Source organism: Ensifer sp. EB106-05-01-XG146, assembly GCF_058791875.1.
Genome location: NZ_JBYTDX010000001.1, coordinates 4,091,649 through 4,112,771 on the forward strand (window position 1 = coordinate 4,091,649; position 21,123 = coordinate 4,112,771).

Annotated in this window: 19 protein-coding genes; 8 read left to right on the forward strand and 11 right to left on the reverse strand. The window is 64.0% G+C overall.

What is annotated here, in order from left to right:
* Positions 1-11: 11 nt before the first annotated feature.
* On the reverse strand, positions 12-1,139 hold the full coding sequence (locus AC3WVQ_RS20160; RefSeq protein ID WP_090300982.1) for a Gfo/Idh/MocA family protein: 1,128 nt from the start codon (positions 1,137-1,139) through the stop codon (positions 12-14).
* A 271-nt stretch (positions 1,140-1,410) separates the two neighbouring features.
* Between AC3WVQ_RS20160 and AC3WVQ_RS20165 the strand changes: the two genes are divergently transcribed.
* Positions 1,411-2,217 (forward strand): class II glutamine amidotransferase, encoded by an 807-nt coding sequence (locus AC3WVQ_RS20165; protein WP_034797533.1) that lies wholly within the window; start codon positions 1,411-1,413, stop codon positions 2,215-2,217.
* 270 nt (positions 2,218-2,487) lie between these two features.
* On the opposite strand, the gene coaBC is transcribed toward AC3WVQ_RS20165, so the two are convergent.
* Entirely contained in the window at positions 2,488-3,696 is a 1,209-nt protein-coding gene (gene coaBC / locus AC3WVQ_RS20170) for a bifunctional phosphopantothenoylcysteine decarboxylase/phosphopantothenate--cysteine ligase CoaBC (protein WP_090300980.1), read from the reverse strand.
* 268 nt (positions 3,697-3,964) lie between these two features.
* Between coaBC and AC3WVQ_RS20175 the strand changes: the two genes are divergently transcribed.
* Positions 3,965-5,776: a diguanylate cyclase gene (locus AC3WVQ_RS20175; RefSeq protein ID WP_110818544.1), complete on the forward strand. Its 1,812-nt coding sequence runs from the start codon at positions 3,965-3,967 to the stop codon at positions 5,774-5,776.
* A gap of 161 nt (positions 5,777-5,937) precedes the next feature.
* On the forward strand, positions 5,938-7,518 hold the full coding sequence (locus AC3WVQ_RS20180; protein ID WP_090300975.1) for an ABC-F family ATP-binding cassette domain-containing protein: 1,581 nt from the start codon (positions 5,938-5,940) through the stop codon (positions 7,516-7,518).
* 5 nt (positions 7,519-7,523) lie between these two features.
* On the opposite strand, the gene AC3WVQ_RS20185 is transcribed toward AC3WVQ_RS20180, so the two are convergent.
* Positions 7,524-8,426: a cation diffusion facilitator family transporter gene (locus AC3WVQ_RS20185; protein WP_034797525.1), complete on the reverse strand. Its 903-nt coding sequence runs from the start codon at positions 8,424-8,426 to the stop codon at positions 7,524-7,526.
* A gap of 212 nt (positions 8,427-8,638) precedes the next feature.
* Between AC3WVQ_RS20185 and AC3WVQ_RS20190 the strand changes: the two genes are divergently transcribed.
* Entirely contained in the window at positions 8,639-9,415 is a 777-nt protein-coding gene (locus AC3WVQ_RS20190) for a bestrophin-like domain (RefSeq protein ID WP_060519720.1), read from the forward strand.
* A 6-nt stretch (positions 9,416-9,421) separates the two neighbouring features.
* Here the strand turns inward: AC3WVQ_RS20190 and AC3WVQ_RS20195 are convergent, their stop codons facing one another.
* The 3 genes from AC3WVQ_RS20195 to AC3WVQ_RS20205 all read right to left on the reverse strand — a co-directional run bounded on the left by AC3WVQ_RS20195 (position 9,422) and on the right by AC3WVQ_RS20205 (position 11,977).
* Positions 9,422-10,690: an MFS transporter gene (locus tag AC3WVQ_RS20195; protein WP_060608338.1), complete on the reverse strand. Its 1,269-nt coding sequence runs from the start codon at positions 10,688-10,690 to the stop codon at positions 9,422-9,424.
* Between the two features lie 211 nt (positions 10,691-10,901).
* Complete coding sequence (locus AC3WVQ_RS20200) at positions 10,902-11,372, reverse strand: nucleoside deaminase (protein ID WP_110818543.1); 471 nt, start codon at positions 11,370-11,372, stop codon at positions 10,902-10,904.
* An 11-nt stretch (positions 11,373-11,383) separates the two neighbouring features.
* The gene (locus AC3WVQ_RS20205) at positions 11,384-11,977 is read right to left on the reverse strand and encodes an ankyrin repeat domain-containing protein (protein WP_060608558.1); all 594 of its coding nucleotides are present in this window, start codon (positions 11,975-11,977) and stop codon (positions 11,384-11,386) included.
* 358 nt (positions 11,978-12,335) lie between these two features.
* Between AC3WVQ_RS20205 and AC3WVQ_RS20210 the strand changes: the two genes are divergently transcribed.
* Positions 12,336-13,208: a LysR family transcriptional regulator gene (locus tag AC3WVQ_RS20210; RefSeq protein ID WP_060608333.1), complete on the forward strand. Its 873-nt coding sequence runs from the start codon at positions 12,336-12,338 to the stop codon at positions 13,206-13,208.
* A 52-nt stretch (positions 13,209-13,260) separates the two neighbouring features.
* On the opposite strand, the gene AC3WVQ_RS20215 is transcribed toward AC3WVQ_RS20210, so the two are convergent.
* The 5 genes from AC3WVQ_RS20215 to ubiE form a co-directional block, all read right to left on the reverse strand.
* On the reverse strand, positions 13,261-14,040 hold the full coding sequence (locus AC3WVQ_RS20215) for an SDR family oxidoreductase (RefSeq protein WP_090300971.1): 780 nt from the start codon (positions 14,038-14,040) through the stop codon (positions 13,261-13,263).
* A 158-nt stretch (positions 14,041-14,198) separates the two neighbouring features.
* Positions 14,199-14,459, reverse strand: a complete 261-nt coding sequence (locus AC3WVQ_RS20220; RefSeq protein WP_034797516.1) for a hypothetical protein — start codon at positions 14,457-14,459, stop codon at positions 14,199-14,201.
* Between the two features lie 169 nt (positions 14,460-14,628).
* Positions 14,629-15,159 (reverse strand): GNAT family N-acetyltransferase, encoded by a 531-nt coding sequence (locus tag AC3WVQ_RS20225; RefSeq protein WP_090300969.1) that lies wholly within the window; start codon positions 15,157-15,159, stop codon positions 14,629-14,631.
* A gap of 222 nt (positions 15,160-15,381) precedes the next feature.
* Entirely contained in the window at positions 15,382-16,956 is a 1,575-nt protein-coding gene (gene ubiB / locus AC3WVQ_RS20230) for a 2-polyprenylphenol 6-hydroxylase (RefSeq protein WP_090300967.1), read from the reverse strand.
* A gap of 5 nt (positions 16,957-16,961) precedes the next feature.
* Complete coding sequence (gene ubiE, locus AC3WVQ_RS20235) at positions 16,962-17,738, reverse strand: bifunctional demethylmenaquinone methyltransferase/2-methoxy-6-polyprenyl-1,4-benzoquinol methylase UbiE (protein ID WP_034797505.1); 777 nt, start codon at positions 17,736-17,738, stop codon at positions 16,962-16,964.
* Positions 17,739-17,910: 172 nt separating this feature from the next.
* On the opposite strand from ubiE, the gene mutM reads away from it, so the two are divergent.
* From mutM to rpsT, 3 genes are all read left to right on the forward strand, one after another.
* Positions 17,911-18,801, forward strand: coding sequence for a bifunctional DNA-formamidopyrimidine glycosylase/DNA-(apurinic or apyrimidinic site) lyase (mutM, locus tag AC3WVQ_RS20240; RefSeq protein WP_034797500.1), 891 nt, complete (start codon positions 17,911-17,913; stop codon positions 18,799-18,801).
* A gap of 46 nt (positions 18,802-18,847) precedes the next feature.
* Positions 18,848-19,621 carry an enoyl-CoA hydratase gene (locus AC3WVQ_RS20245; protein WP_060519737.1) on the forward strand — a complete coding sequence of 258 codons (774 nt, stop codon included), beginning with the start codon at positions 18,848-18,850 and terminating at the stop codon, positions 19,619-19,621.
* Positions 19,622-19,812: 191 nt separating this feature from the next.
* A complete protein-coding gene (gene rpsT / locus AC3WVQ_RS20250) occupies positions 19,813-20,079 on the forward strand; it encodes a 30S ribosomal protein S20 (RefSeq protein WP_034797494.1) in 267 nt (88 codons plus the stop codon).
* Positions 20,080-21,123: the final 1,044 nt, after the last annotated feature.

Genomic DNA, 21,123 nt, shown 5'->3' on the forward strand with positions numbered 1-21,123 from the left:
GTCGAAGCCGCCTAGATCCGCACCCATTCGTTTGTCTTGGCCGATTGATAGGTCGCCGAAAGCACCTTCTGCACCTCGTAGCCTTCGCGGAAATCGGTCGAGGGAGACTTGCCGCCGGCGATGGCGTCGAGGAACTCCTTCACCTCGATGGCCTTCAGGTCGTTGAAGCCGATCTGGTGGCCCGGCGCTACGCAGAACGCGCCATAGGGCGGATGTTCCGGTCCGGCCCAGATGGTGCGGAAGCCGCGGGTGCGGATATCATCGCCCGTCTTGTAGAGGCGGATTTCGTTCAGCCGCTCCTGGGTGAAGACGATGCTGCCCTTCGAACCGTAGATCTCGAAATCGTGCTGCATCTTGCGACCGGTCGCGATCCAGCTTGCCTCGAAGCTGCCGGTGGCGCCGTTTTCGAAGCGCACGAAGGCGCGGGTGATGTCGTCGACCTCGACGGCGCGGGTTTCGCTGGAGCCAGCGGAAACCGGGCGTTCCGGGATCTGGATGATGGTTTCGGCAAGCACCTGTTTGATCGGGCCGACGAGGTGGCGCATGGAGGCGATAATGTGGCTGCCGATGTCGGCAAGCGCACCGCCGCCGCTGGCCGGGTTCAGGCGCCAGCCCCACGGAACCTGCGCGTCGGCCATGAAGTCTTCCGCATGGATGCCGCGCATCGAGCGGATCTCGCCGATCTCGCCGCTTTCGATGATGTCCTTGGCAAGGAAGATCAGTGGGTTCTTCAGATAGTTGAAGCCGACCTGGGTCACGACGCCCGCCTTCTCGGCCGCCTCAACCATCTCGCGGCATTCCGCAACGGTCGGCGCCAGCGGCTTTTCACAATAGACGTGCTTGCCATGGGCGATCGCCGCAAGCGCCATCTCCTTGTGCAAAAGGTTCGGCGTGGTGATGTCGATGATGTCGATATCCGGATCGGTCAAGAGCTCGCGCCAGTCGGCGGTCGCCTTGCGGAAGCCCAGTTGACCGCGGGCGCGTTCGGCACTCTCGACGGTCACGTCGGCGACCGAAACCAGATCGAGCTCGAAGGGCAGGTCGAAGACCCGCGCGGCAATGGTGAAGCCGAGCGCATGGGCCTTGCCCATGAAGCCCGTGCCGATCAGGCCGATGCCGAGTTTGCGCTTTCTGCCCATGCTGAATTCCTCCCTGGCGGCGCTGTCGTGTTGGTCTGAAATGAAATGAATTTTGCAAGTTTTGTCAATATGGAATGTTTGTTCGAAATACTACGGCGATACCGACGTTGTGCCGTTTGAAACAGCCAAAACTGTGCGTTCCGGTTAGCTTCACCTTGACGAAGGGGGAATGTGTTAACGCATTTTTACCATGTTCCGTTGGAACATCGCGTTTCGTCATGGTTAACGAATCGCTCCGCAGTGAACGGAGCGGAGCTGGAGTGAAATCAGCATGTGCCGCTGGGCAGCCTATCGCGGGGAGCCGCTGTATCTCGAGGAACTGGTGACCTCTCCGGCGCACTCGCTGATCGAACAGTCCCATTGCGCGACACGGGCCAAGACCGCCACCAACGGCGACGGCTTCGGCATCGCCTGGTACGGCGACCATCCCGAGCCGGGGCGCTACCGCGATATCCTGCCGGCCTGGTCCGACTGCAACTTGAAGAGCATCGCACGGCAGATCCGCTCGCCGCTCTTCCTCGCCCATGTGCGCGCCGCGACCGGCGGCGGAACCAGGCGCGACAACTGTCATCCCTTCGTCTTCGGCCGCTGGTCCTTCATGCACAACGGCCAGATCGGCGACTTCGAGCATCTGCGCCGTCCGATGGAGAGCATGCTCGACAATGACCTCTATTCGGCGCGCACCGGCACGACGGATTCGGAGCTCCTGTTTCTTCTCGCCATGCAGTTCGGGCTCGACCGCGATCCGCTCGGCGCGATCGCCGAGGCGCTCGCCTTTATCGAACAGCTTGCCGAGCATCTGGAGCGCCAGGTGCTGGTGCGCTTCACCGCAGCTTTCTCCGACGGCCAGGATCTCTACGCTGTGCGCTACGCCTCCGACTGGAAGGCGCCGACGCTCTATGCCGCACCGATGGGCCCGAGCGGTGGCTATTGCCTTGTCTCCGAACCGCTCAACGACGACGACAGTGCCTGGGTCGAAATCCCCGACGGCACCGCGGTCATCGTCGGCGAAAACGGAGTCGATGTTCGGCTGTTTTCGACCAAGGGCACGCCGGTCAGATCTCGCCAGATGGCCTGAGCCGGCGGCGCTTTCGACTTCGACGAGGACGCCGCGCCCCTCATCCGGCTGCCGCCACCTCCTCCCCGCAGGCAGGGAGAAGGGACGCGTGGCGCTCGCTCGTCCACGACTGGCTCTTCGAGAAAGCGACCGATTATCATCGTTCTCGAGGTTAGACGGGAGAGGCTAAGCCCGCAGCCAACGGGACGCGATATCGCGTGTGCCGCGTCCCCTCGCCCCGCTTGCGGGGAGAGGGCTCGGGTGAGGGGCATTTGCCATGAGATCGATTGTTTAGCGCGCCAGCTGCTCGGCAATCATCGCCGCCAGCTTTTCCGCCACCGCGTCCTTGTCCATCTCTGGCCAGTCGTCATTGCCGGCATGTGAGATCAGCTTCACCTTATTGCGGTCGCCGCCCATGATGCCGGTTGCCGGCGAGACGTCGTTGGCGAGGATGAAGTCGGCGCCCTTTCGCTCGAGCTTGGCGCGGCCGTTGTCGGCGACGTTTTCGGTCTCGGCGGCAAAGCCGATGACGAGCTTTGGCCGTTTCGCATGGTGGCCGACCGTCTTCAGGATATCGGGGTTTTCAGCAAGCTGCAGCGGCGGCGGCGCCTCGCCCGGCTTCTTCTTGATCTTGTTGCCGGCGGCCGTCGCCACCCGCCAGTCGGCAACGGCGGCGACCATGACGGCGACATCGGCGGGAAGGGCGGCAAGCACCGCATCGCGCATCTCTTCGGCCCGCTCCACATGCACGACTTTCACACCAACCGGATCCGGGATCGTCACGGGGCCGGAGACCAGCGTGACGTCGGCGCCGAGCTTTGCTAGTGCCGCGGCGATCGCATGGCCCTGCTTGCCGGAGGAGCGATTGGCAATGTAGCGCACCGGGTCGATCGGCTCATGCGTCGGCCCTGAGGTGACGACGACGCTGCGCCCGGCAAGCGGTTTTGGCGCGCCTAAGAGCAGGTCTTCAACGGCCGCGACGATTGCCAGCGGCTCACTCATGCGGCCTTCGCCGGCCTCGCCGCTTTCGGCCATTTCGCCCGCTTCCGGGCCGATGAAGCGGAGGCCGTCCCTGGCAAGCGTCGCCCGGTTGCGGCGCGTCGCCGGATGCGCCCACATTTTCGGGTTCATCGCCGGCGCAACCAGGACAGGGCGGTCCGTTGCCAACAGAATGGTCGAGGCGAGATCGTCCGCATGGCCGTTCGCCATCTTCGCCATCAGGTCGGCGGTCGCGGGTGCCACGACGATCAGATCGCATTCGCGCGCCAGCCGAATATGGCCGACGTCCTGCTCGTCCTCGCGCGAAAACAGGTCGAGATAGACATGCGAGGCCGAAAGCGCGCCGACGGCAAGCGGCGTCACGAACTGCTGTGCGCCCGATGTCATGACCGGCCGCACGCTTGCGCCGCGCTCCCTGAGGCGCCGGATGAGATCGAGGCTCTTATAGGCCGCGATGCCGCCGGAGATGATGAGGAGAATACGCTTGCCCGACAGTGTCATTTGCACCCGGCCCTTCGGCCGTCCTCTCGCCCGGCATGGGCTGCCGAGCCTACGCGATACCAGAATAGTCCAGGCGACCGGCCTCACCGACGCCTTTGATGTCGAACCTACTTGAGCGATCTGCCGGGCGCAACGTGTCCGGAGGGGCCGGCATGTCGAGGGGGCGGAACAAAAGCTGCGCCGCTTGCGTCAACCGGGGCAGTGGCTGTTGCCGAAGCCTGATAATGCGGTTAATCCGCTCTCAATCCGCGGGGGCTAAGCTTCTTCCATGCGAATAAATGCGATCACAAACTGGGCCTATGGCGTGACCGTCCTTCTGACGGGGCTTTCCGGTGCCGCCTTCATCCTGTCGACCGACAGCGCGATCAAGGAACGCCAAGCGGTTGAGCAGCATCTGGTGCTTGATACACTCGGCGAAGAGCTTGCGCTCGGGGCTGAAACGCGAAGTGACGAGGCACGTCTTTATGTGATGCGCGGCGACGAGCGCCATCTCGAAGCCTTCCACCGCGCCGAGGAAGAAGAACGCCGCCGCGAGGAGGCGACCAAGACCGCGACCAATCTTGGCGCGACGCCGGCGGAGATCGCCGCCTTGCAGGATATCGTTCGCGAGGCGGAAGCGCTCGACAAGGTCGAGGTTGCCGCCATCGATGCCTATCAGAAGGGTGACCGCGCCGGCGCGCAGGAAAAGCTCTTTGGGCCCGAGCACGAGCGTCTGCAGACCGCCCTTCTTGAGACGGTGGCGCGGTTTAGGGACCTGACCAACGTCCGCACCGGCGCGGCCCTCAACGAGGCGCAGGAGCGCAGCGATTGGTATGCGGCCGCCGCCAAGACGATGCTCGGCATCACCGCCGCCCTGTTCCTGAGCGTGCTCTATTTCATCCTCAAGCGCCGCGTCGCCATGCCGCTTACCCGCATGAGCGGTATAGTCACAAGACTTGCCGAGCAGGATTACGCCGTGGAAGTCCCGCTCGATCGCCGCAGCGACGAGATCGGCGAGATGAACAAGGCGATCCATATCTTCCGCGAAAACGGCCTGGAGCGGGACCGTCTGGACGCGGAGCGGCGGCTGGACCAGCAGACCAAGGATCTCATCCTGCAGATGATGCACCGGCTGCAGGCCTGCCAGAGCCAGGACGAACTGGCCGAGGTCGTCGCCCGTTTCGCGCCGCAGGTCTTTCCCAACCTCGCCGGCCATCTCTATGTGCTCAACGACAGCCGGACGCTCCTGTCGCGCGTCGGTACCTGGCTCGATCCGCAGCACTCGGCGCCGACGTTTCCGTCCAGCGCCTGCTGGGGGCTCCGCCGCGGCCGGCCGCATGTCAGCAACCGTGGCCACAGCGACATCGCCTGCCAGCACCTCGACGATGAAGGCGTGATCGGCCTCTGCGTGCCGCTGACGGCCCAGGGCGACACGATCGGGCTCCTCTACTTCGAGGAACGGTTTGAGGAGCAATTCGCGGTCGAGGCGTCGCGCCTCTATCTCGAACTGATCGCCGAAAACATCGGGCTTGCCGTCGCCAATCTTCAGCTGCGCGAGAAGCTTACCAATCTCGCCGTCCGCGATGCGTTGACGGGCCTGCTCAACCGGCGCTGCCTCGATGAGGCGCTGAACCGGCAGCCGCGCGGGCAGGCCGGCAAGCCGCTCAGCTGCCTCATGATCGACATCGACCACTTCAAGCGCTTCAACGATGAGTTCGGCCACGATGCCGGCGACGTCGTCATGCAGTATGTCGCGCAGATCATCGTCGACACGGTCGGCGATGCCGGCAGTGCCTACCGTTTCGGCGGCGAGGAGTTCACCGTGCTCATGCCCGACGCCGGCGAAGCCGCGGGCTTCGAGCTTGCCGAGCGGTTGAGGACGCGGATCGGCACGACGCCGCTGTCGCATCGCGGCCGGATTCTGGGCACGGTTTCGGTCTCGGTCGGCGTTGCCTCGGCGCCGGACGATGGGCCTGTAGCCACGCTCCTGACCCGGGCCGATGCCGCTCTTCTCGACTCCAAGAACCACGGCCGAAACCGGAGCGTGCGGGCCTCCGGGCTCGTCTTCGGCGACGACGAGGTGCAGCGCAGCCTCGCCTGATCCCCTGGCCCCCGCAGGTCTGTATCGAAGGGCCTGCCTTGAAACGGGCGCATTCGATGCTATCTATGACCGCGATAGAAATTTGAACAGGATACACGCATCGATGGATTTCACCCTGACCGCCAAGCCGAACCGTCTTGCCATCAGGGAAAACCGTATCCATGCCTGCTTCGATTTCACTCTCCCGTATTTCGTGGTCCGCGCCTGAGGGCCGAAGCCTCCTTTCCGATCTCGACCTGAGCTTTGGTCCCGTTCGCACCGGCCTTGTCGGTCGCAATGGCGTGGGAAAATCCACCCTGCTGCGACTGGTCGAGGGAACGCTGGCGCCGCAGGCCGGCAAGGTCAGCGTCGTCGGTAGCCTCGGCGTGCTCAGCCAGACCGTTCAGGTCGCGGCCGACGAGACCGTCGCCAATCTCTTCGGCGTCACCGACGCGCTTGCGGTTCTGCAGAAAGCAGAAGAGGGGGGCGCCACCATGGACGAGCTGGCTTCCGCCGACTGGACGCTGGAGGCCCGCATGGAGGAAGCGCTGGCGCGCGTCGGTCTGGACGCTTCGGCGGAAACGCGCCTTGCCGCCTTGTCCGGCGGGCAGATGACCCGCGTGAAGCTTGCCGCGCTCGTCTTCAAGGAGCCTGACTTCATCCTGCTCGACGAACCCACCAACAATCTCGACCGCGAGGGGCGGGCGGCCGTCGCTGCGCTGATGGCGGGCTGGCGCGGCGGCGCCATCGTCGTCAGCCATGATCGCGAACTCCTGGAAGAGATGGACGCAATCGTCGAACTGACAACGCTCGGCGCCACCACCTACGGCGGCAATTGGAGCCACTATCGTGAACGCAAGGCGATCGAGCTGGCGTCTGCTCGCCACGATCTCGCCGATGCCGAGCGGCGTCTGGCCGAGGTCGAGCGCAAGACCCAGGAGACGGCCGAACGCAAGGCGCGCAAGGATGCCGCCGGCCGCCGCAAGCGCGCCAAGGGCGACGAACCGCTGCTCTTGCTCGACGCCAGGAAGGAGCGTAGCGAAAAGACCGGCGGCGACAATGCCCGCCTTGCGGACCGGCGACGGGACCAGGCGGTCGGCGATCTCGTCGAAGCGCGCGAGCGCATCGAAATCCTGCAGCCGCTGACTGTTCGCCTGCCGCCGACCGGACTGCCTGCCGGTCGCAGTGTCCTGCAGGTCGATAACGTCGGCGTCGGCTATGAACGGGGGAAGCCGGTCGTCGACCGGCTGTCGCTCTCGATCGTCGGGCCGGAGCGCGTTGCGCTTACCGGCCGCAACGGTTCGGGCAAGACGACCCTGCTGTCGCTGCTGACGGGTGATCTACAGCCATGGTCCGGCAGCGTGCGCCTGCTGGTCGATCACGCCATGCTCGACCAAAAGGTAAGCCTGCTCGATCCCGCGCTCTCTATCCGCGACAATTTTCGGGGTCTCAATCCTGATGCCAGCGAGAACGATTGCCGGGCAGCGCTCGCCCGCTTCATGTTCCGGGCCGATGCTGCCCTGCAGGTCGTCTCGAGCCTCAGCGGCGGCCAGATGCTGCGGGCCGGTCTGGCCTGCGTGCTCGGTGGTCGCAATCCGCCGCAGCTCCTGATCCTCGACGAGCCGACCAACCATCTGGATATCGATTCCATCGAGGCGGTCGAGGCGGGGCTCAGGGCCTATGACGGCGCGCTGCTCGTCGTCAGCCACGACTGGGCCTTCCTGGAGGCGATCGGCATCACCAGGCGGATCGAACTTTCCTGACGGGACTATTCCGCCCAGCGCGCGTCGCCGGTAAAGGCGATCGTCAGCCAGCGGTCATGGCCGGGATCACCGATCTCCTCGCCGATCTCGGCGCGGATCCGGTCGAGTTCGGCGAGCGTGCCGACCTTGGTTTCGGGCGTTCCGATCAGATAGACCTCGATCGTCTTGGAGCGCCCGACCTTGGCGACATAGGTGCGGTAATCGGCAAAGCCGTGGCGTGTGACGGCGTTCGCCGCTGCCTGCCGCACGCGCTCGTCAAGCTCGGCGGGTGCGACGAGGAAGATCTCCTTCAGCGCCTGGAAGACCGTGCGGATCGGCAGCGGGATCAGGCAGAGCGTCAGCACGATCAGGATCGCCGGGTCGACATAGGGCGTGACGTACTCGTAGGCCGTTCCCTTCAAGGCGGCGGCGATCGCAAAGGCGACGAGCAGGGCGGAGGTAATCGCGCCGGACATCGCCCAGGCGCGCACGTCGAGCGCCAGGAACTCCGAGCCGATCGGCCGGTTCGCCCGGCGTACATAGAAGAACATGAAGGCGCAGATCACCACGACGACGGCGGCATAGGCGATCGCCCAATCGAAGGCGAGGTGGTTGCCGCCCGACAGAATGGAGCCGACGGCGTTCACCATCGCGTAGAAGGAAAGCAGGGTCAGAAGGCCGGCATTGAAGAGCAGCACCATCGGTTCGATGTGCCAGAAGCCCATCTGGAAGCGTTTGCTCGGCTTCGGGATAAGCTGCGTCACGCCAAGCGCAAGCAGGGTCATGGAGGCGTCGACGGCCGAGAAGACGCCGTCGAACACGATGGAAACCGAGCCCGATAGCAGACCGAAGATAACGCCCGTCACCCCGACGACCACGGTGGCCGCGATCGATTGTTTGAGGACTGTCTGTTCGCTTGGCGCACTCATGATATTGTTTTTACTCCAGTTTTGGCGCGGTGCTTAGGCGTTGGCAGTGTCGAAATGGTGGCAAGACGGGTGGATGGCGCTGCAAGCATAGCGTTTCGGCCCGCCGCAAGACAGCCGCCAGGGCCTGGTCCGGGGCGTGCAGTTGTCTTTCGCCGGTCGTGGGCTCAGAATTGACGAAAGCCCGCGGCAGGAGAATGGGCTATGGAGGGGACATGATCGTCGAGATGCTGCTCGGTGCTCTCTTCGTGTGCGGCACGGTCGCCCTGACGCTTGCTGCGTACTTCCTGATGCGGCTGATCATGGGCGGCGAGGCCGAGGGCCATGAAAAGGAGCTGGCCAGTTCGGTCATCTTCCGGATCTCGGCACTGCATGGCCTGATCCTTGCGCTCGTGTTCGCGCAGGAGATGGTCGAGTACCAGCAGCTCAAATACGAAATGGCGACCGAAGCCGGCGCTATCGCCGACATCTACTATGATGCCGCACGCTACGGCGAAGGCTTCAAGGCACCGATCCAGCAGGCGATCTCCGCCTACGTGTCCCAGGTGATCGACGGCGAGTGGCAGTCATTGGCCGACAAGGGCCGTCTTTCAAATGAGGCCTGGGCGTTCTGGGACAAGGCCTACCAGCATGTGCTGAACCTCGTGCCCGCCGACAAGCGTCAGGAGAGCCTGCGCAGCCAGATGCTGGAGCGGCTGCACGACGTTTCGCAGAGCCGAACCAAGCGGGAAAGCAACGTCGCGGACTCGATCGACAGCATCTTCTGGTTCGCGGCACTCTCCGGCGTGATCTTCATCGCGCTCGCCTACTATGCCTATCCGCCAAGGCGGCGGAACCTGCTGCTGCTCTGCCTATTCGGCGCCTATACCGGCATCATCCTGTTCCTGATCTACGCCTTCTCCAATCCATATCAGCCGCCGGCAGCACTGGCGCCGGGGCCACTCGAACGGGTACAGGAGCAGATCAACGCGTCGCCCGCGACCGGCGGATAACCGGTCTCAAGCGAACTGCCCCAGCCGCAGCAGGTCTCCCGTGGCGGCGCCATCGTCGAGCGCTGTGGTGCGCGCAGCCTCAGGACGCGGCGGCGGCATGGAATGGCCGATCGCAAACAGAAGCGCACCTGCCGCCGCAAATGCCCCGAACAGCAGGAACATGCCGGCGCCGCCGACGGCGCCAAGCGCAAGGCCGCCGGTGAGCGGCCCGAGGAAGTTTCCAAACGTCGAGAGTGAATGGGCACCGAAATAGGTGCCGCGGTTGCCGGCGTTCGAAATTCCGTCGACCAGCACATATTCCGACGGCACGACCAGCACCTCGCCTATGGTGAAAAGGATCATCGAGGCGACGAGCATTTCCATTCCGGACGAGGCGGCAAAGCCGATTTCGCCGATCAGGAACAGCAGGCTGCCAAGCGACAGCGCGTGCAGGGCGCCGATCCGTTCGATGACGAAGCGGGCCGGCGTGCTGGCGACCAGCACCGTTACCGCGTTGGTCGAAACCAGCAGCGCAAAGAGCGTGACGCCGTCCTCAAAGCCGGTATTGAGATACTGCGACAGGGTCACGGACCACTGACCGTGAACGGCGAGAAGCAGCGTGCCGCCGACGACGAAGAAGACCAGGCGCCGGTCACGCAAGGCGGCGACAAGTCCGCGCCAGCCACCGGCACTCCCTGACGTTCGTTCGGTTTCGATAGCCTGCCTGCTGCTCGCCTCCGGTACCGTGAGCAAGAGTACGAGACCGAAGGCTGCGTGGATGACGCCCGCGATGACGAAAAGCGTCACATAGGCAGCGCCGACCCATACGCCGATCAATGGCCCGATCGCCCAGCCGGCATTGATGGCGAGATAACGCCAGGAGAAAACCTTGAGGCGCAGATGTTCAGGCGCCGCATCGCTCATCAAGGCGCGCGCGACCGGTTCAAAAACGGCGGCGGCAACGGCGGAAACGATGTGGGCCAGCGCGAAGGCGGCGATCGATTGTGCCAGTCCGAGCCCGGCCAGCGCCAGTCCGGCCATGAAGAGTGCGACGGTCAACACGCCTTTTCGGCCAATCCGATCGGAGAGCGTGCCGGCGAAGGGGCTGACGATCGCGCCGAGCAGCGGCCCCACGCCGATCAACGCGCCGATGCTGGCAGGGTTGAGGCCGAAGTCACGCTGGAGGCGGATTGCAAGGAAGGTCAGGCTCATGCCCTTGGCGATCGTCACCACACCGGAGCCCGCGATGAGAAGCAGCGCGACGAAGCGGCCGGCTTTTTCGGAATAGGCAGTCATCACGGGCACCTGCTGGCTGGAATCCGCCCGGTCTCCTTAAGAGATGGGGCGGCACAAAAGGAAGAAACGCCTATGCGATTACAGCCGGCACGTGTGTTCGGCAAGGGGCGTCGATTCCCAATGGGGCCCGGAATGAACAGAAAAGCCCGAGGCGGCCGTCGGCCGCCTCGGGTCTATTCGCAACGTGATGGCCGGGCGTTGGCCCGACGACTCAAGTCTTGGCCTGGCGCTCTTGCCAGGCGGCGTAAAGCGGTGTCGTTTGGGCATCGTCGATCGGCACATGGCGGAAGCGCATGGCCTGCTCGGCGAGCGGTTTTGCCAGTTCCGCATAGATCGCTGCGGTCGAGAGGCCAAAGGGTTCGGCGTCGGCATTCGAGTTCGCATAGGCGATCTCGGTGATCCCGGCCATGCGCATGGCCGCCAGGCACATCGGGCAGGGCTGGCCGCTGGCATAGACGGCGGCGCCTTCGAGCCGCGGGGAACGAAGGTTTTGGGCGGCGGAACGCAACGCGTTCAGTTCCGCATGCGAGGTAGGGTCGCCGGATGACAACATCTCGTTGACGCCGCGACCGACGATCTCGCCATCCTTGACGACGACGGCGCCGAAGGGGCGTCCGCCTTTCTCGATGTTGCGGCGGGCAAGCGTTACTGCCTCGGCCAGATAGGTCTGTTCCTGGGTCATGAGAGTTCTTTCTAGCGTGCGCCGGCGTCGGCCAGCAGCCTCTCGATCTTGCCATAGCCGCGCTGGCGGGCATGGGTCAGCGGGCTGACACCCTCGCCATCGGCAAGGTTCACGTCTGCGCCGGCCTTGATCAGCAGGCGTACGATCTCGGTGTGCTTTTCACCGCCACTGCCGAGGATGATGGCTTCGAGCAGCGCGGTCCAGCCGAGGCGGTTGACGTGATCGACGTCGATGCCGGCTTCGATCAAGGTCTTGACGGTCTCGACATGGCCGCGCTCGGCGGCCGGGATCAGCGCCGTTCCGCCATAGCGGTTGGTGCTCTTAAGGTCGGCGCCATTGGCAAGCGTCAACTTCAGGATGTCGAGATGCCCCCGCGCGCCGGCATAGAGATAGGGGCTGTCCTGGATCTTGTCCTTGGCGTTGACGTCGGCGCCGGCCTCGATCAGGGCACGCGCCGCATCGACGCGATTTTCATGGGTGGCGGCGAGCAGCGCCGTCGCACCGCTGGCGTCGCGCGCTTCGATGCTCGCGCCTTCCTTGAGCAGCGCCTTGACCTTGTCTGGATCGCCGGTCTCGGCGGCGGAGATCAGCTGGTTTTCAAGCATCGAGGCCCCCACGGTTTGAGGTGCAAGGCTGAAGGCGGCAAGGGATGCGCCGATCAGCGAGCCGAAAAGTCTTGGTCGCATTTGTTCTTTCCGATCATGCGGGCCGGCCGAATGGGCCGGTCGATCGCAATGGTTCCGGTTAAGGGCGGACGAGGAAACCTTGAAAGGGCTCCATCCGTGCCGCTCTTGCTCATCGCAATCTCGTGCTTACTTGAGCCGATCCGTGACCTTTTCAAGGGCGCAAGACACGCGTCGCCGCCGAACCTCTCCCGCGCCCGGCGTGGCCCTCCCGTGTGCGACCATAGGCAGTGCCGCATTCATTTGGAAATTAAATGTATGAATGCTATCAAGTGGAAATATGAATGCTCAACCTTTCGATCTGGATCTGCTGAAAGCCTTCGCGGCGGTGGCCGATTGCGGCGGTTTCACCGCTGCGGCCGGCCGGCTCAATTCCACCCAGTCGACCGTCAGCCAGAAAGTCCTGCGGCTGGAAGAGCAGGCCGGCCATCGGCTGCTCGAACGCAGCCATCGCCAGGTCCGCCTGACGGAAGCGGGCGAGCAGTTGATCGGCTATGCGCGGCGCATGCTGGCGCTGGACGCGGAAGTGCGGCAGCTTCTCTCGGGCGCATCGGTTGCCGCGACGCTGCGCCTCGGCCTGCCCGAAGACTTTGCCGCCGGCCGCACGACCAGCACACTCGCGGCCTTTGCCCGCCGCCACGAGAATGTCAGGCTCGAAGTGACGAGCGGGCTCAGCCGCGAGCTGCGGTCGCTCTATGATCGCGGCGAGCTCGATATCGTCGTCGTCAAGCAGCGCCGCGGCACGGGCGATGCCGTGAAACAGTGGCAGGAAAGCCTGTGCTGGATCGACAGCGCCGCCCATCCTGTTCTGGCGCTCGATCCTCTGCCGCTCGTCGTCTTTCCGCCGCGCGGCCTCTATCGCGACGACATGGTGGCGGCACTGGATGCCTCAGGGCGACGCTGGCGCGTGAGTTATACCAGTTCCAGCCTCGCTAGCATTCAGTCGGCGGTCGCCGATGGGCTGGGCATCAGCCTGCTGCCGGCCCGCGTCGTCCACGACCGGCACCGGACGGTGGGGCCGCAGCAAGGACTGCCGATGATCGAGACGATGGAGATCGCCCTCTATTACCGGCCCGAGGCCGGCGCGCTGGTCACGCGGTTGGCCGAAGACCTCTCGGCGCTCATCGGCGATGACAGTCGGGACGAGGTATGACGTCGCCTTCGTAGCTCACCCCAATCCGTCGGCGGAAATGTCCAGAACGGTATCAGAGCATCGAGCGGCTGAGGCCGCCATCGATGGGCAGCGCCACGCCGGTGATGTAGCTCGCCTGACGGCCGGCGAGGAAGGCTGCGGCCGCCCCGAATTCCGCCGGCGTGCCGTAGCGGCCGATCGGGATGTCGCGTTGGCTGCGGGCTGCGACCGTCTCGATATCGAGCCCTTCGCTTTCGGCGTCCATCCGGTCGAAGCTGAGCGTGCGGTCTGTGGCAAGCCTTCCGGGCAGAAGCAGGTTCACGGTCACGCCGTCGGCAGCGACCTCGCCGGCGAGCGTCTTCAGCCAGCCGGCAACCGCACTTCTGAGCGCATTCGACGCGGTGAGCCCGACGATCGGTTCGCGGATACTGGTGGAGGCGACGGCGATGATGCGCCCGAACTGGCGTTCCCGCATGCCGGGCAGCAGCCGGCCGGCGATGCGCATGCCGGCCAGCACCATGGTCTCGAATTGCGCCCGCCAGAAGTCCGGTTCGATGACCGAGGCAGGTGAGGGCGGCGGCCCGCCGCCATTCAGCACCAGAATGTCGATCGCGCCGAAATCGGCTTCGAGCTGGTCCAGCAGGCCATCGAGGCTTTCGGGCTTCGAGAGGTCGAGGGCGTAGCCGCGCGCCGAAGGGCTGATGTCGCCTGCCACCTTGGCCGCCGATGTCGCGTCGCGGCCGGTCAGCGCCACGATGACGCCTTCGCCGGCGAGAGTCTCGGCAATACCGCGCCCCAGCCCCTTGCTGCCGCCAAGCACCAGCGCACGTTTTCCAGCGATACCAAGATCCATGACCGACCCTCCTCGATTGCGGAATTCAGAATGGCTTGGCATCCGAGCTACACCAGATTTTCTCGCAGCGGAATCGTTTTGACGTCAGTGGATGTCGGAATGCAAAAGCCCGGCCGCACCGCGGCCGGGCTCTCAAGCGCCCTCCCTCATTCTGTCACTTAGCGGCAGATGCGGATTTTCTTGTAGTAGCGGTTGCCGTAGCTGTCGTAGCGCTTCACCGTCTTCAGGAAGCAATAGGGTTCGTCCTCGTAGTAGTAGGGTCCGCCATAATAGCTGCCGACGTAGCCGACACGGCCGCTCCAGCCATGACCGTAGTAGCCGTTGCCGAAGCCGATCGAAATACCACCGGCCTGCGAAGGTGCTGCAAAGGAGATGGCAGCGGTGATGGCGACAGCGGCTGCGACGATGAACTTGCGCATGATGATCTCTCCTCCGGATGGGTTGGGATGAGCCTTCGTCATCCATGAGACGAAAGTCGCATGAAGCCGAGATATTCGCAGTTCCGGATGGAACAGGATGCTGCCGGCGGTTGCGCTGGATCGCAATCGGCCGGCCACAGTCCGTGCCGGTTGCCGGCCGTTGCGGCCTTCAAGCGGCCTTCGGCGCCGCAGGCTCACGAATGCGGGCCATCGCGAACACGTCGGCCAGCACACCGTTCCTCAGCGCATAGGCCCGGTGCGTACCCTCCATCTCGAAGCCGGCCTTGCGGTAGAGCGCGATCGCGGGCTCGTTGTCGGTAAAGACCGTAAGCTCGATGCGGCTGATGCCGAGCCAGTTATCGGCGGCGTCGATCAGAGCGGTCAGCAGCGACTTACCGATGCCCTCGCCGCGATGGGTGTCGTCGACGCTGATCCCAAGGGCCGCGGAATGATGCCGGCGCCCCTTGCTGCGATGCAGTCCGGCCATGCCGAGGATCCGGTCGGCGCGCTCGGCGACGATGACGACGCTGTCGTCCGAGAGGCTCTCCAACCACTTGCGTGTCTGTTCCGGGGTGGCGAACGGCTGGCGCAGCGTGCCCGAGCGGATGCCCGGCTGGCTCATCAGCGCCGCGATCGCTTCGAAATCGACGACGCGGGCCGCGCGGATGTTGATATCTGAAGGGTCGGTTGCGTCGGTCATTGTTTCCTCTCTTTGGTTCCGAGGAAACAGGTCCCAACCCTGCTCGCCTCGGCAGGGTTGGTGGGGGACATTTCGCTTAAGTCAGCGCAACAGGTCTCCCGCACACCCCTGGGGTATGCGTGCAAAGCACCATGGTGAGAATAGAGCGATTATCCATGCGGGAAGGATAGCAAGCGTGGGTAGAAAGACAAGCCCGCCGCGCCGGTTCGGGCGCGGGCGGGATCAGGTCACCTGCCAGGCGATATAGGCGAGCGTGGCGGCGATGAGCCACAGCGCGATGCGGCCGGAGCGCGTGTGTTTCGCTTCCGCCTTGCCGATCGCATGCGCGGTCTCGGCGTCGAAGCGCAGACCGTTTTCGCTCATCGCCATGATCTCGCTCGAAAACTTCTCCGTGCGGGCGGCGATTTCGGGCGCGGCTTCAGCCAGCCTGAGTGCGGCATGCAGGCCGTCGCGCAAATCGGTGACGATGCGCTTCGGTCCGAGATTGTCGCGGATCCACTTGCCGACGACCGGCTCGGAGGCCTTCCACATGTTGAAGCGCGGATTGAGCGTGCGAGCCACCCCTTCAACGACCACCATGGTCTTCTGCAGCATGACGAGCTCGGGGCGGGTCTGCATGTCGAAGAGCTCAGTGACCTCGAAGAGCAACGTCAGCAGCTTCGCCATCGAAATGGTTTCGGCCGGCTGGCCGTGGATCGGCTCGCCGATCGCGCGGATCGCCTGGGCGAAACTCGCAGCGTCGTGGTGCGAAGGCACATAGCCCGCCTCGAAATGCACGTCGGCCACGCGCTGGTAGTCGCGGGTGATGAAGCCGAAGAGGATCTCGGCCAGGAACCGGCGTTCCTTCTTGCCGAGGCGGCCGACGATGCCCATGTCGACGGCGACGATATGGCCGGCATCGTCGACGAAGAGATTGCCCTGATGCATGTCGGCATGAAAGAAGCCGTCGCGCAGGGTGTGGCGCAGGAAGGACTGGATCAGCACTTCGGCTAGAAGGTTGAGGTCGTGGCCTGCGGCCTTCAAGCCCTCGATGTCCGACATCTTGACGCCGTCGATCCACTCCATGGTGACGACGTCGCGCCCGGTCCGCTCCCAGTCGACCTTCGGCACGCGGAAGCCGGAATCGTCCTTGGTGTTCTCGCCAAGCTCGGAAAGGGCGGCCGCCTCCAGACGAAGATCCATCTCGATCTTCGTCGTCTGTTCCAGCGTCTTGGTCACCTCGACCGGCTTCAGCCGGCGGGTGTAGGGCAGGAAACGCTCCTGCATATGGCTGACGAGATACATCGCCTCGATGTCGGAGGCGAAGCGCTGCCGCACGCCGGGACGGATGACCTTGACCGCGACCTTCTCAGGGCCGCTGTCGCGCATCACGATCGCCGGGTGCACCTGAGCGATCGAGGCCGCGGCCATCGGCTCGGAAAACTCGGCATAGAGATCGTCGACCGTCCGGCCGAGTGATCCCTCGATCGCGGCCTTCGCCTCGTTCTGCGGGAAGGTCGCCATGCGGTCCTGCAACAGCGACAGGTCTGCGGCAAACTCCGCGCCAACGACGTCGGGGCGGGTTGCGAGGAACTGGCCGATCTTCACATAGGAGGGGCCGAGCCGGGCGACGGCGCGCGACAGCCGGTCGCTACGCTCCTCTCCCGGCACTCTGCGCCGCGCCAAAAGTCCGGCCGCCTTCTGGGCGAAACGGGCAAAGGGTGGCAGGTGCTCCGTCGGGACGGCCGAGACGACGCCTTCGCGCACGAGAACCCAGCCGATCCGCGCGAGGCGGATATATGCTCCAGGCGTGCTCATCGGGATCAGATTTTCCAGCCGGAATGCAGCGCTGCGATGCCGCCGGTGTAATTGGTGAAGGAGACGCGCGAGAAGCCCGCTTCCTTGATCATCGTCGCGAAGTCCTTCTGGTTCGGAAACTTGCGGATCGATTCCACCAGATACTGGTAGGGCGCTTCATCGCCGGTGATCAGCTTGCCGAACTTCGGGATCGCGTTGAACGACCAGGCATCATAGAAGCGGTCGAGCAGCGGCATCTCCACTTCGGAGAACTCCAGCACCAGCAACCGGCCGCCGCGCTTCAGCACCCGGTATGCCTCCTTCAGCGCCACGTCGATGCGCGGCACGTTGCGGATGCCGAAGGCAATCGTATAGGCGTCGAAGGTATTGGCCTCGAAAGGCAGGTCCTCGGCATTGGCCTCGACGAAATCGAGGTTGGCGGAGAGCTTCTTCTTCTCGGCCCGCTCGGCGCCGACGGCCAGCATCGAGCCGTTGATGTCTAGCACCGTCGAATGTGCCTTGCGGTCGGAGGCTTCGATGATGCGGAAGGCGATATCGCCGGTGCCGCCGGCAACGTCGAGCGTCCTGTAGCCCTCGCGGCGTGGCGGGTTGAGGGCCGCGATCATCGCATCCTTCCAGGCGCGGTGCAGGCCGGCCGACATCACGTCGTTCATGATGTCGTAACGCTTGGCCACCTTGTGGAAGACGTCGTTGACGAGCGGCTGCTTCTCGCCCGTGCCGACGTTGCGGAAACCGAAAGATGTTTCCATGCCGCCATCGGCCGATACGCGCTGATCCGTCATACGAAGAACTCCACCTGAACCAATTTTTCCGGCACCATAGCGAAAAGGCCCGTCACACGCTATCTCGTGGGCGGGACTGCGGCTGCGGCATAGCGCACCCCTATAGGATAAGAAGGCCGCCAAGGAAATGCCAACCACCGCATCCGGTGGCTGAGATCGAAGGAGTGCGTTCATGCCGGAGTTGCCCGAGGTCGAAACCGTCAAGCGCGGCCTCGCGCCGACCATGGAAGGGGCGCTGCTCGTCAATGCGGAATTGCGCCGTCCGGATCTCAGGTTTCCCTTCCCGGAGAATTTCTCCTCGACCGTTGCCGGCCAGCGCATCGTCTCGCTGTCGCGCCGCGCCAAGTATCTGATGATCGATCTGGAAGCCGGCGACGTGATCATCGCCCATCTGGGCATGTCCGGTTCCTTCCGCATCGAGGTGGGGCCGGCGGCAACAACGCCCGGCGAATTCCACCATCCACGCGGCAAGGATGAAAAGCACGATCACGTCATCTTCCATCTCGACGGTGCGCAAGGCCCGGTGCGGGTGATCTACAACGACCCGCGCCGCTTCGGCTTCATGGACCTTGCTCGCCGCGACACGGTGGCGAGCCACGCCTATTTCCGCGCGCTCGGCGAGGAGCCGACCGGAAACGTGCTCGATGCCGCCTATCTCGCCGCACGCTTTTCCGGCAAGGCGCAACCGCTGAAGGCGGCGTTGCTTGACCAGAAGAACATCGCCGGTCTCGGCAATATCTATGTCTGCGAGGCGCTCTGGCGCTCGCACCTGTCGCCGCTGAAACCGGCCGGCGCGCTCGTCGACAAGCGCGGCAAGCCGAAGGAAGGGCTCGTGCGCCTGACGGATGCGATCCGCGAGGTCATCGCCGATGCCATTGCCGCCGGCGGATCGTCGCTGAAGGACCATATCCAGGCTGACGGCTCGCTCGGCTACTTCCAGCACTCCTTCTCCGTCTATGACCGCGAAGGACAGGCTTGCCGCACGCCCGGCTGCGACGGTACGGTCGCCCGCATCGTGCAGGCGGGACGCTCAACCTTCTATTGCCCGCACTGCCAGAAATGAACGCCAGTCCGTGAGCGGTCTGGTGCATGAACCGGAGGAAACAGAAATGACCTACGAAACGCTGCTGGTCGAAACACGCGGCCGCGTCGGCCTGGTGACGCTCAATCGTCCGCAGGCGCTGAATGCGCTGAACTCGACCGTGATGCGCGAGCTTGCCGCGGCGCTGAAGGCCTTCGACGCCGACAAGGAGATCGGCGCCGTGGTCCTCGCCGGCTCGGAGAAGGCGTTTGCCGCCGGTGCCGACATCAAGGAGATGCAGACGCTCGATTTCGTCGACAGCTATCTCGGCGACTTCATCGGCGGCTGGGACCAGGTGGCGGCAGCTCGCAAGCCTTTGATCGCTGCCGTTTCCGGCTACGCGCTTGGCGGCGGCTGCGAGCTGGCGATGATGTGCGACTTCATCATTGCGTCCGAGACCGCGAAGTTCGGCCAGCCGGAAATCACCCTCGGCGTCATTCCCGGCATGGGCGGTTCCCAGCGCCTGACGCGCGCCGTCGGCAAGGCCAAGGCCATGGACCTGGTGCTGACCGGCCGGATGATGGATGCGGCCGAGGCCGAACGCGCGGGACTCGTTTCGCGTGTGGTGGCGCCGGAGAAATTGATGGAGGAAGTGCTCACCGCTGCCGAGAAGATCGCCTCCTTCTCGCTGCCCGCGGTGATGATGGCCAAGGAGGCCGTAAGCCGCTCGCTGGAGCTGACGCTTGCCGAAGGCCTGCGTTTCGAGCGTCGGCTCTTCCACTCGCTGTTTGCGACCGAAGACCAGAAGGAAGGCATGGCCGCCTTCGTCGCCAAGCGCAAACCGGAGTTCAAACATCGCTAGCCCAGAGCACGGCGCGCAGATTCTGGAAATTGCGCGTTGACGGGGCGGCGGTTTCCCGCTATACGCCGCCCTCAGTTTGGAACGCCATTCTGGGCTTTCCGGAAATACTCCCGAATTGCTTTGATGACAGGTCGCAGTGACCCGGCACGGCGAGGGGCGGAGTTCATGTCAGTTTTCGAAGAGAGGCACAAATGGCCAATACAACTTCGGCGAAAAAGGCGACCCGCAAGATCGCACGCCGCACCGCAGTGAACAAGGCCCGTCGTTCGCGCGTTCGCAACTTCATCCGCAAGGTCGAAGAAGCGATTGCAACCGGCGACCAGGCAGTTGCAGCCGCAGCGCTCAAGGCAGCTCAGCCCGAGCTGATGCGCGCAGCCACCAAGGGCGTCCTGCACGCCAACACTGCATCGCGCAAGGTTTCGCGTCTTGCACAGCGCGTAAAGTCGCTTTCGGCCTAATCCGGCTAAGAAAAATCTGTTAATCGAGAGCCCGGCCCTTGCGCCGGGCTTTTCGGATTCATACTTCTGTCATCGCGATGGTTAATCTGGCGGCTTGGGCTTATGTCAGTGCGATGACAAGATTTATATAATTATTTCAATGACTTGTGAGAGGTCCTTATCAAAAGGATGTCTCTGACTGGGGGTCCGTTCGGCCCATTCTGAGTCAAGCGAATTTTTATTTTTTTTCTTTTTCGCCAGCTAAGCAAAGAGCGAAAAATCAAAACCCTTGATTCAACAGGGATTCTTCTCGGACTCGGAATGCGGCAAGCAAATGGCGGCCGGAGAGTCAACGGCCAGCGCTTAAGGTTGCGTAAAAATCGCGATTGATCTTGCCCATCGATCCTGCCTAAATGCCCTCCACAGGGGACACGGACCACATCTGTAAAAAGAAGCAAAAGAGGCCATTTCGAAGAAATGGTTTCGATGTTTCTGTCCTTTGTATCAGGGCGGCTCCGCGTCGTTCAATCAGACAAGTCGAAGGTGAAAAAACCGGATGGTTCATACCGCTCCGGACGGGAAACTTTCGTCCTGTGATTGTGAGGCGGCCATCTGCAGCACCTGCGTCCGGTCGGACGCCTAGAGGTCGCTGCGGCGCTTTGACGGCTGCCTGTCTTGCCCTTTGATCGGCTACGACAAAGGAAAGATGCAGGAGGCCTCGATGGAGGGTGCAAGCGGCGCCCGACGCGAGGCCAAGGTCCAACGCGCGGCTCATCGCTTCGTACGAGGGTGCGACGAGCTGTTGACGAGGAGGAGGATCCGGTACGGCGCGGGAGCGCGTCGAAGGGATTGTTGACGAGAGGCGCGAGGGGACATCCTCCGGCCCAGCAGGGCAGGTGGGTGCGCGTAGCGCGCAGCGAGGCGGGAGATGAGGAGCCCGGCGTCGTCTGCGACTGTGACGTTCGGCGAAAGCGGCATGGCCCATACGGGCGCCGCGGGCGACGGACATAAGAGATGAGGCCGGCAGCGATGACGGCATCTGAACATGAATTGGAAGGCGGCAAA

Bases quoted from the DNA above. Each gene is read 5' to 3' on its own strand.
- AC3WVQ_RS20160 (WP_090300982.1), bottom strand. From the start codon at position 1,139: ATGGGCAGAAAGCGCAAACTCGGCATCGGCCTGATCGGCACGGGCTTC.
- AC3WVQ_RS20165 (WP_034797533.1), top strand. From the start codon at position 1,411: ATGTGCCGCTGGGCAGCCTATCGCGGGGAGCCGCTGTATCTCGAGGAA.
- coaBC (WP_090300980.1), bottom strand. From the start codon at position 3,696: ATGACACTGTCGGGCAAGCGTATTCTCCTCATCATCTCCGGCGGCATC.
- AC3WVQ_RS20175 (WP_110818544.1), top strand. From the start codon at position 3,965: ATGCGAATAAATGCGATCACAAACTGGGCCTATGGCGTGACCGTCCTT.
- AC3WVQ_RS20180 (WP_090300975.1), top strand. From the start codon at position 5,938: ATGCCTGCTTCGATTTCACTCTCCCGTATTTCGTGGTCCGCGCCTGAG.
- AC3WVQ_RS20185 (WP_034797525.1), bottom strand. From the start codon at position 8,426: ATGAGTGCGCCAAGCGAACAGACAGTCCTCAAACAATCGATCGCGGCC.
- AC3WVQ_RS20190 (WP_060519720.1), top strand. From the start codon at position 8,639: ATGATCGTCGAGATGCTGCTCGGTGCTCTCTTCGTGTGCGGCACGGTC.
- AC3WVQ_RS20195 (WP_060608338.1), bottom strand. From the start codon at position 10,690: ATGACTGCCTATTCCGAAAAAGCCGGCCGCTTCGTCGCGCTGCTTCTC.
- AC3WVQ_RS20200 (WP_110818543.1), bottom strand. From the start codon at position 11,372: ATGACCCAGGAACAGACCTATCTGGCCGAGGCAGTAACGCTTGCCCGC.
- AC3WVQ_RS20205 (WP_060608558.1), bottom strand. From the start codon at position 11,977: ATGCTTGAAAACCAGCTGATCTCCGCCGCCGAGACCGGCGATCCAGAC.
- AC3WVQ_RS20210 (WP_060608333.1), top strand. From the start codon at position 12,336: ATGAATGCTCAACCTTTCGATCTGGATCTGCTGAAAGCCTTCGCGGCG.
- AC3WVQ_RS20215 (WP_090300971.1), bottom strand. From the start codon at position 14,040: ATGGATCTTGGTATCGCTGGAAAACGTGCGCTGGTGCTTGGCGGCAGC.
- AC3WVQ_RS20220 (WP_034797516.1), bottom strand. From the start codon at position 14,459: ATGCGCAAGTTCATCGTCGCAGCCGCTGTCGCCATCACCGCTGCCATC.
- AC3WVQ_RS20225 (WP_090300969.1), bottom strand. From the start codon at position 15,159: ATGACCGACGCAACCGACCCTTCAGATATCAACATCCGCGCGGCCCGC.
- ubiB (WP_090300967.1), bottom strand. From the start codon at position 16,956: ATGAGCACGCCTGGAGCATATATCCGCCTCGCGCGGATCGGCTGGGTT.
- ubiE (WP_034797505.1), bottom strand. From the start codon at position 17,738: ATGACGGATCAGCGCGTATCGGCCGATGGCGGCATGGAAACATCTTTC.
- mutM (WP_034797500.1), top strand. From the start codon at position 17,911: ATGCCGGAGTTGCCCGAGGTCGAAACCGTCAAGCGCGGCCTCGCGCCG.
- AC3WVQ_RS20245 (WP_060519737.1), top strand. From the start codon at position 18,848: ATGACCTACGAAACGCTGCTGGTCGAAACACGCGGCCGCGTCGGCCTG.
- rpsT (WP_034797494.1), top strand. From the start codon at position 19,813: ATGGCCAATACAACTTCGGCGAAAAAGGCGACCCGCAAGATCGCACGC.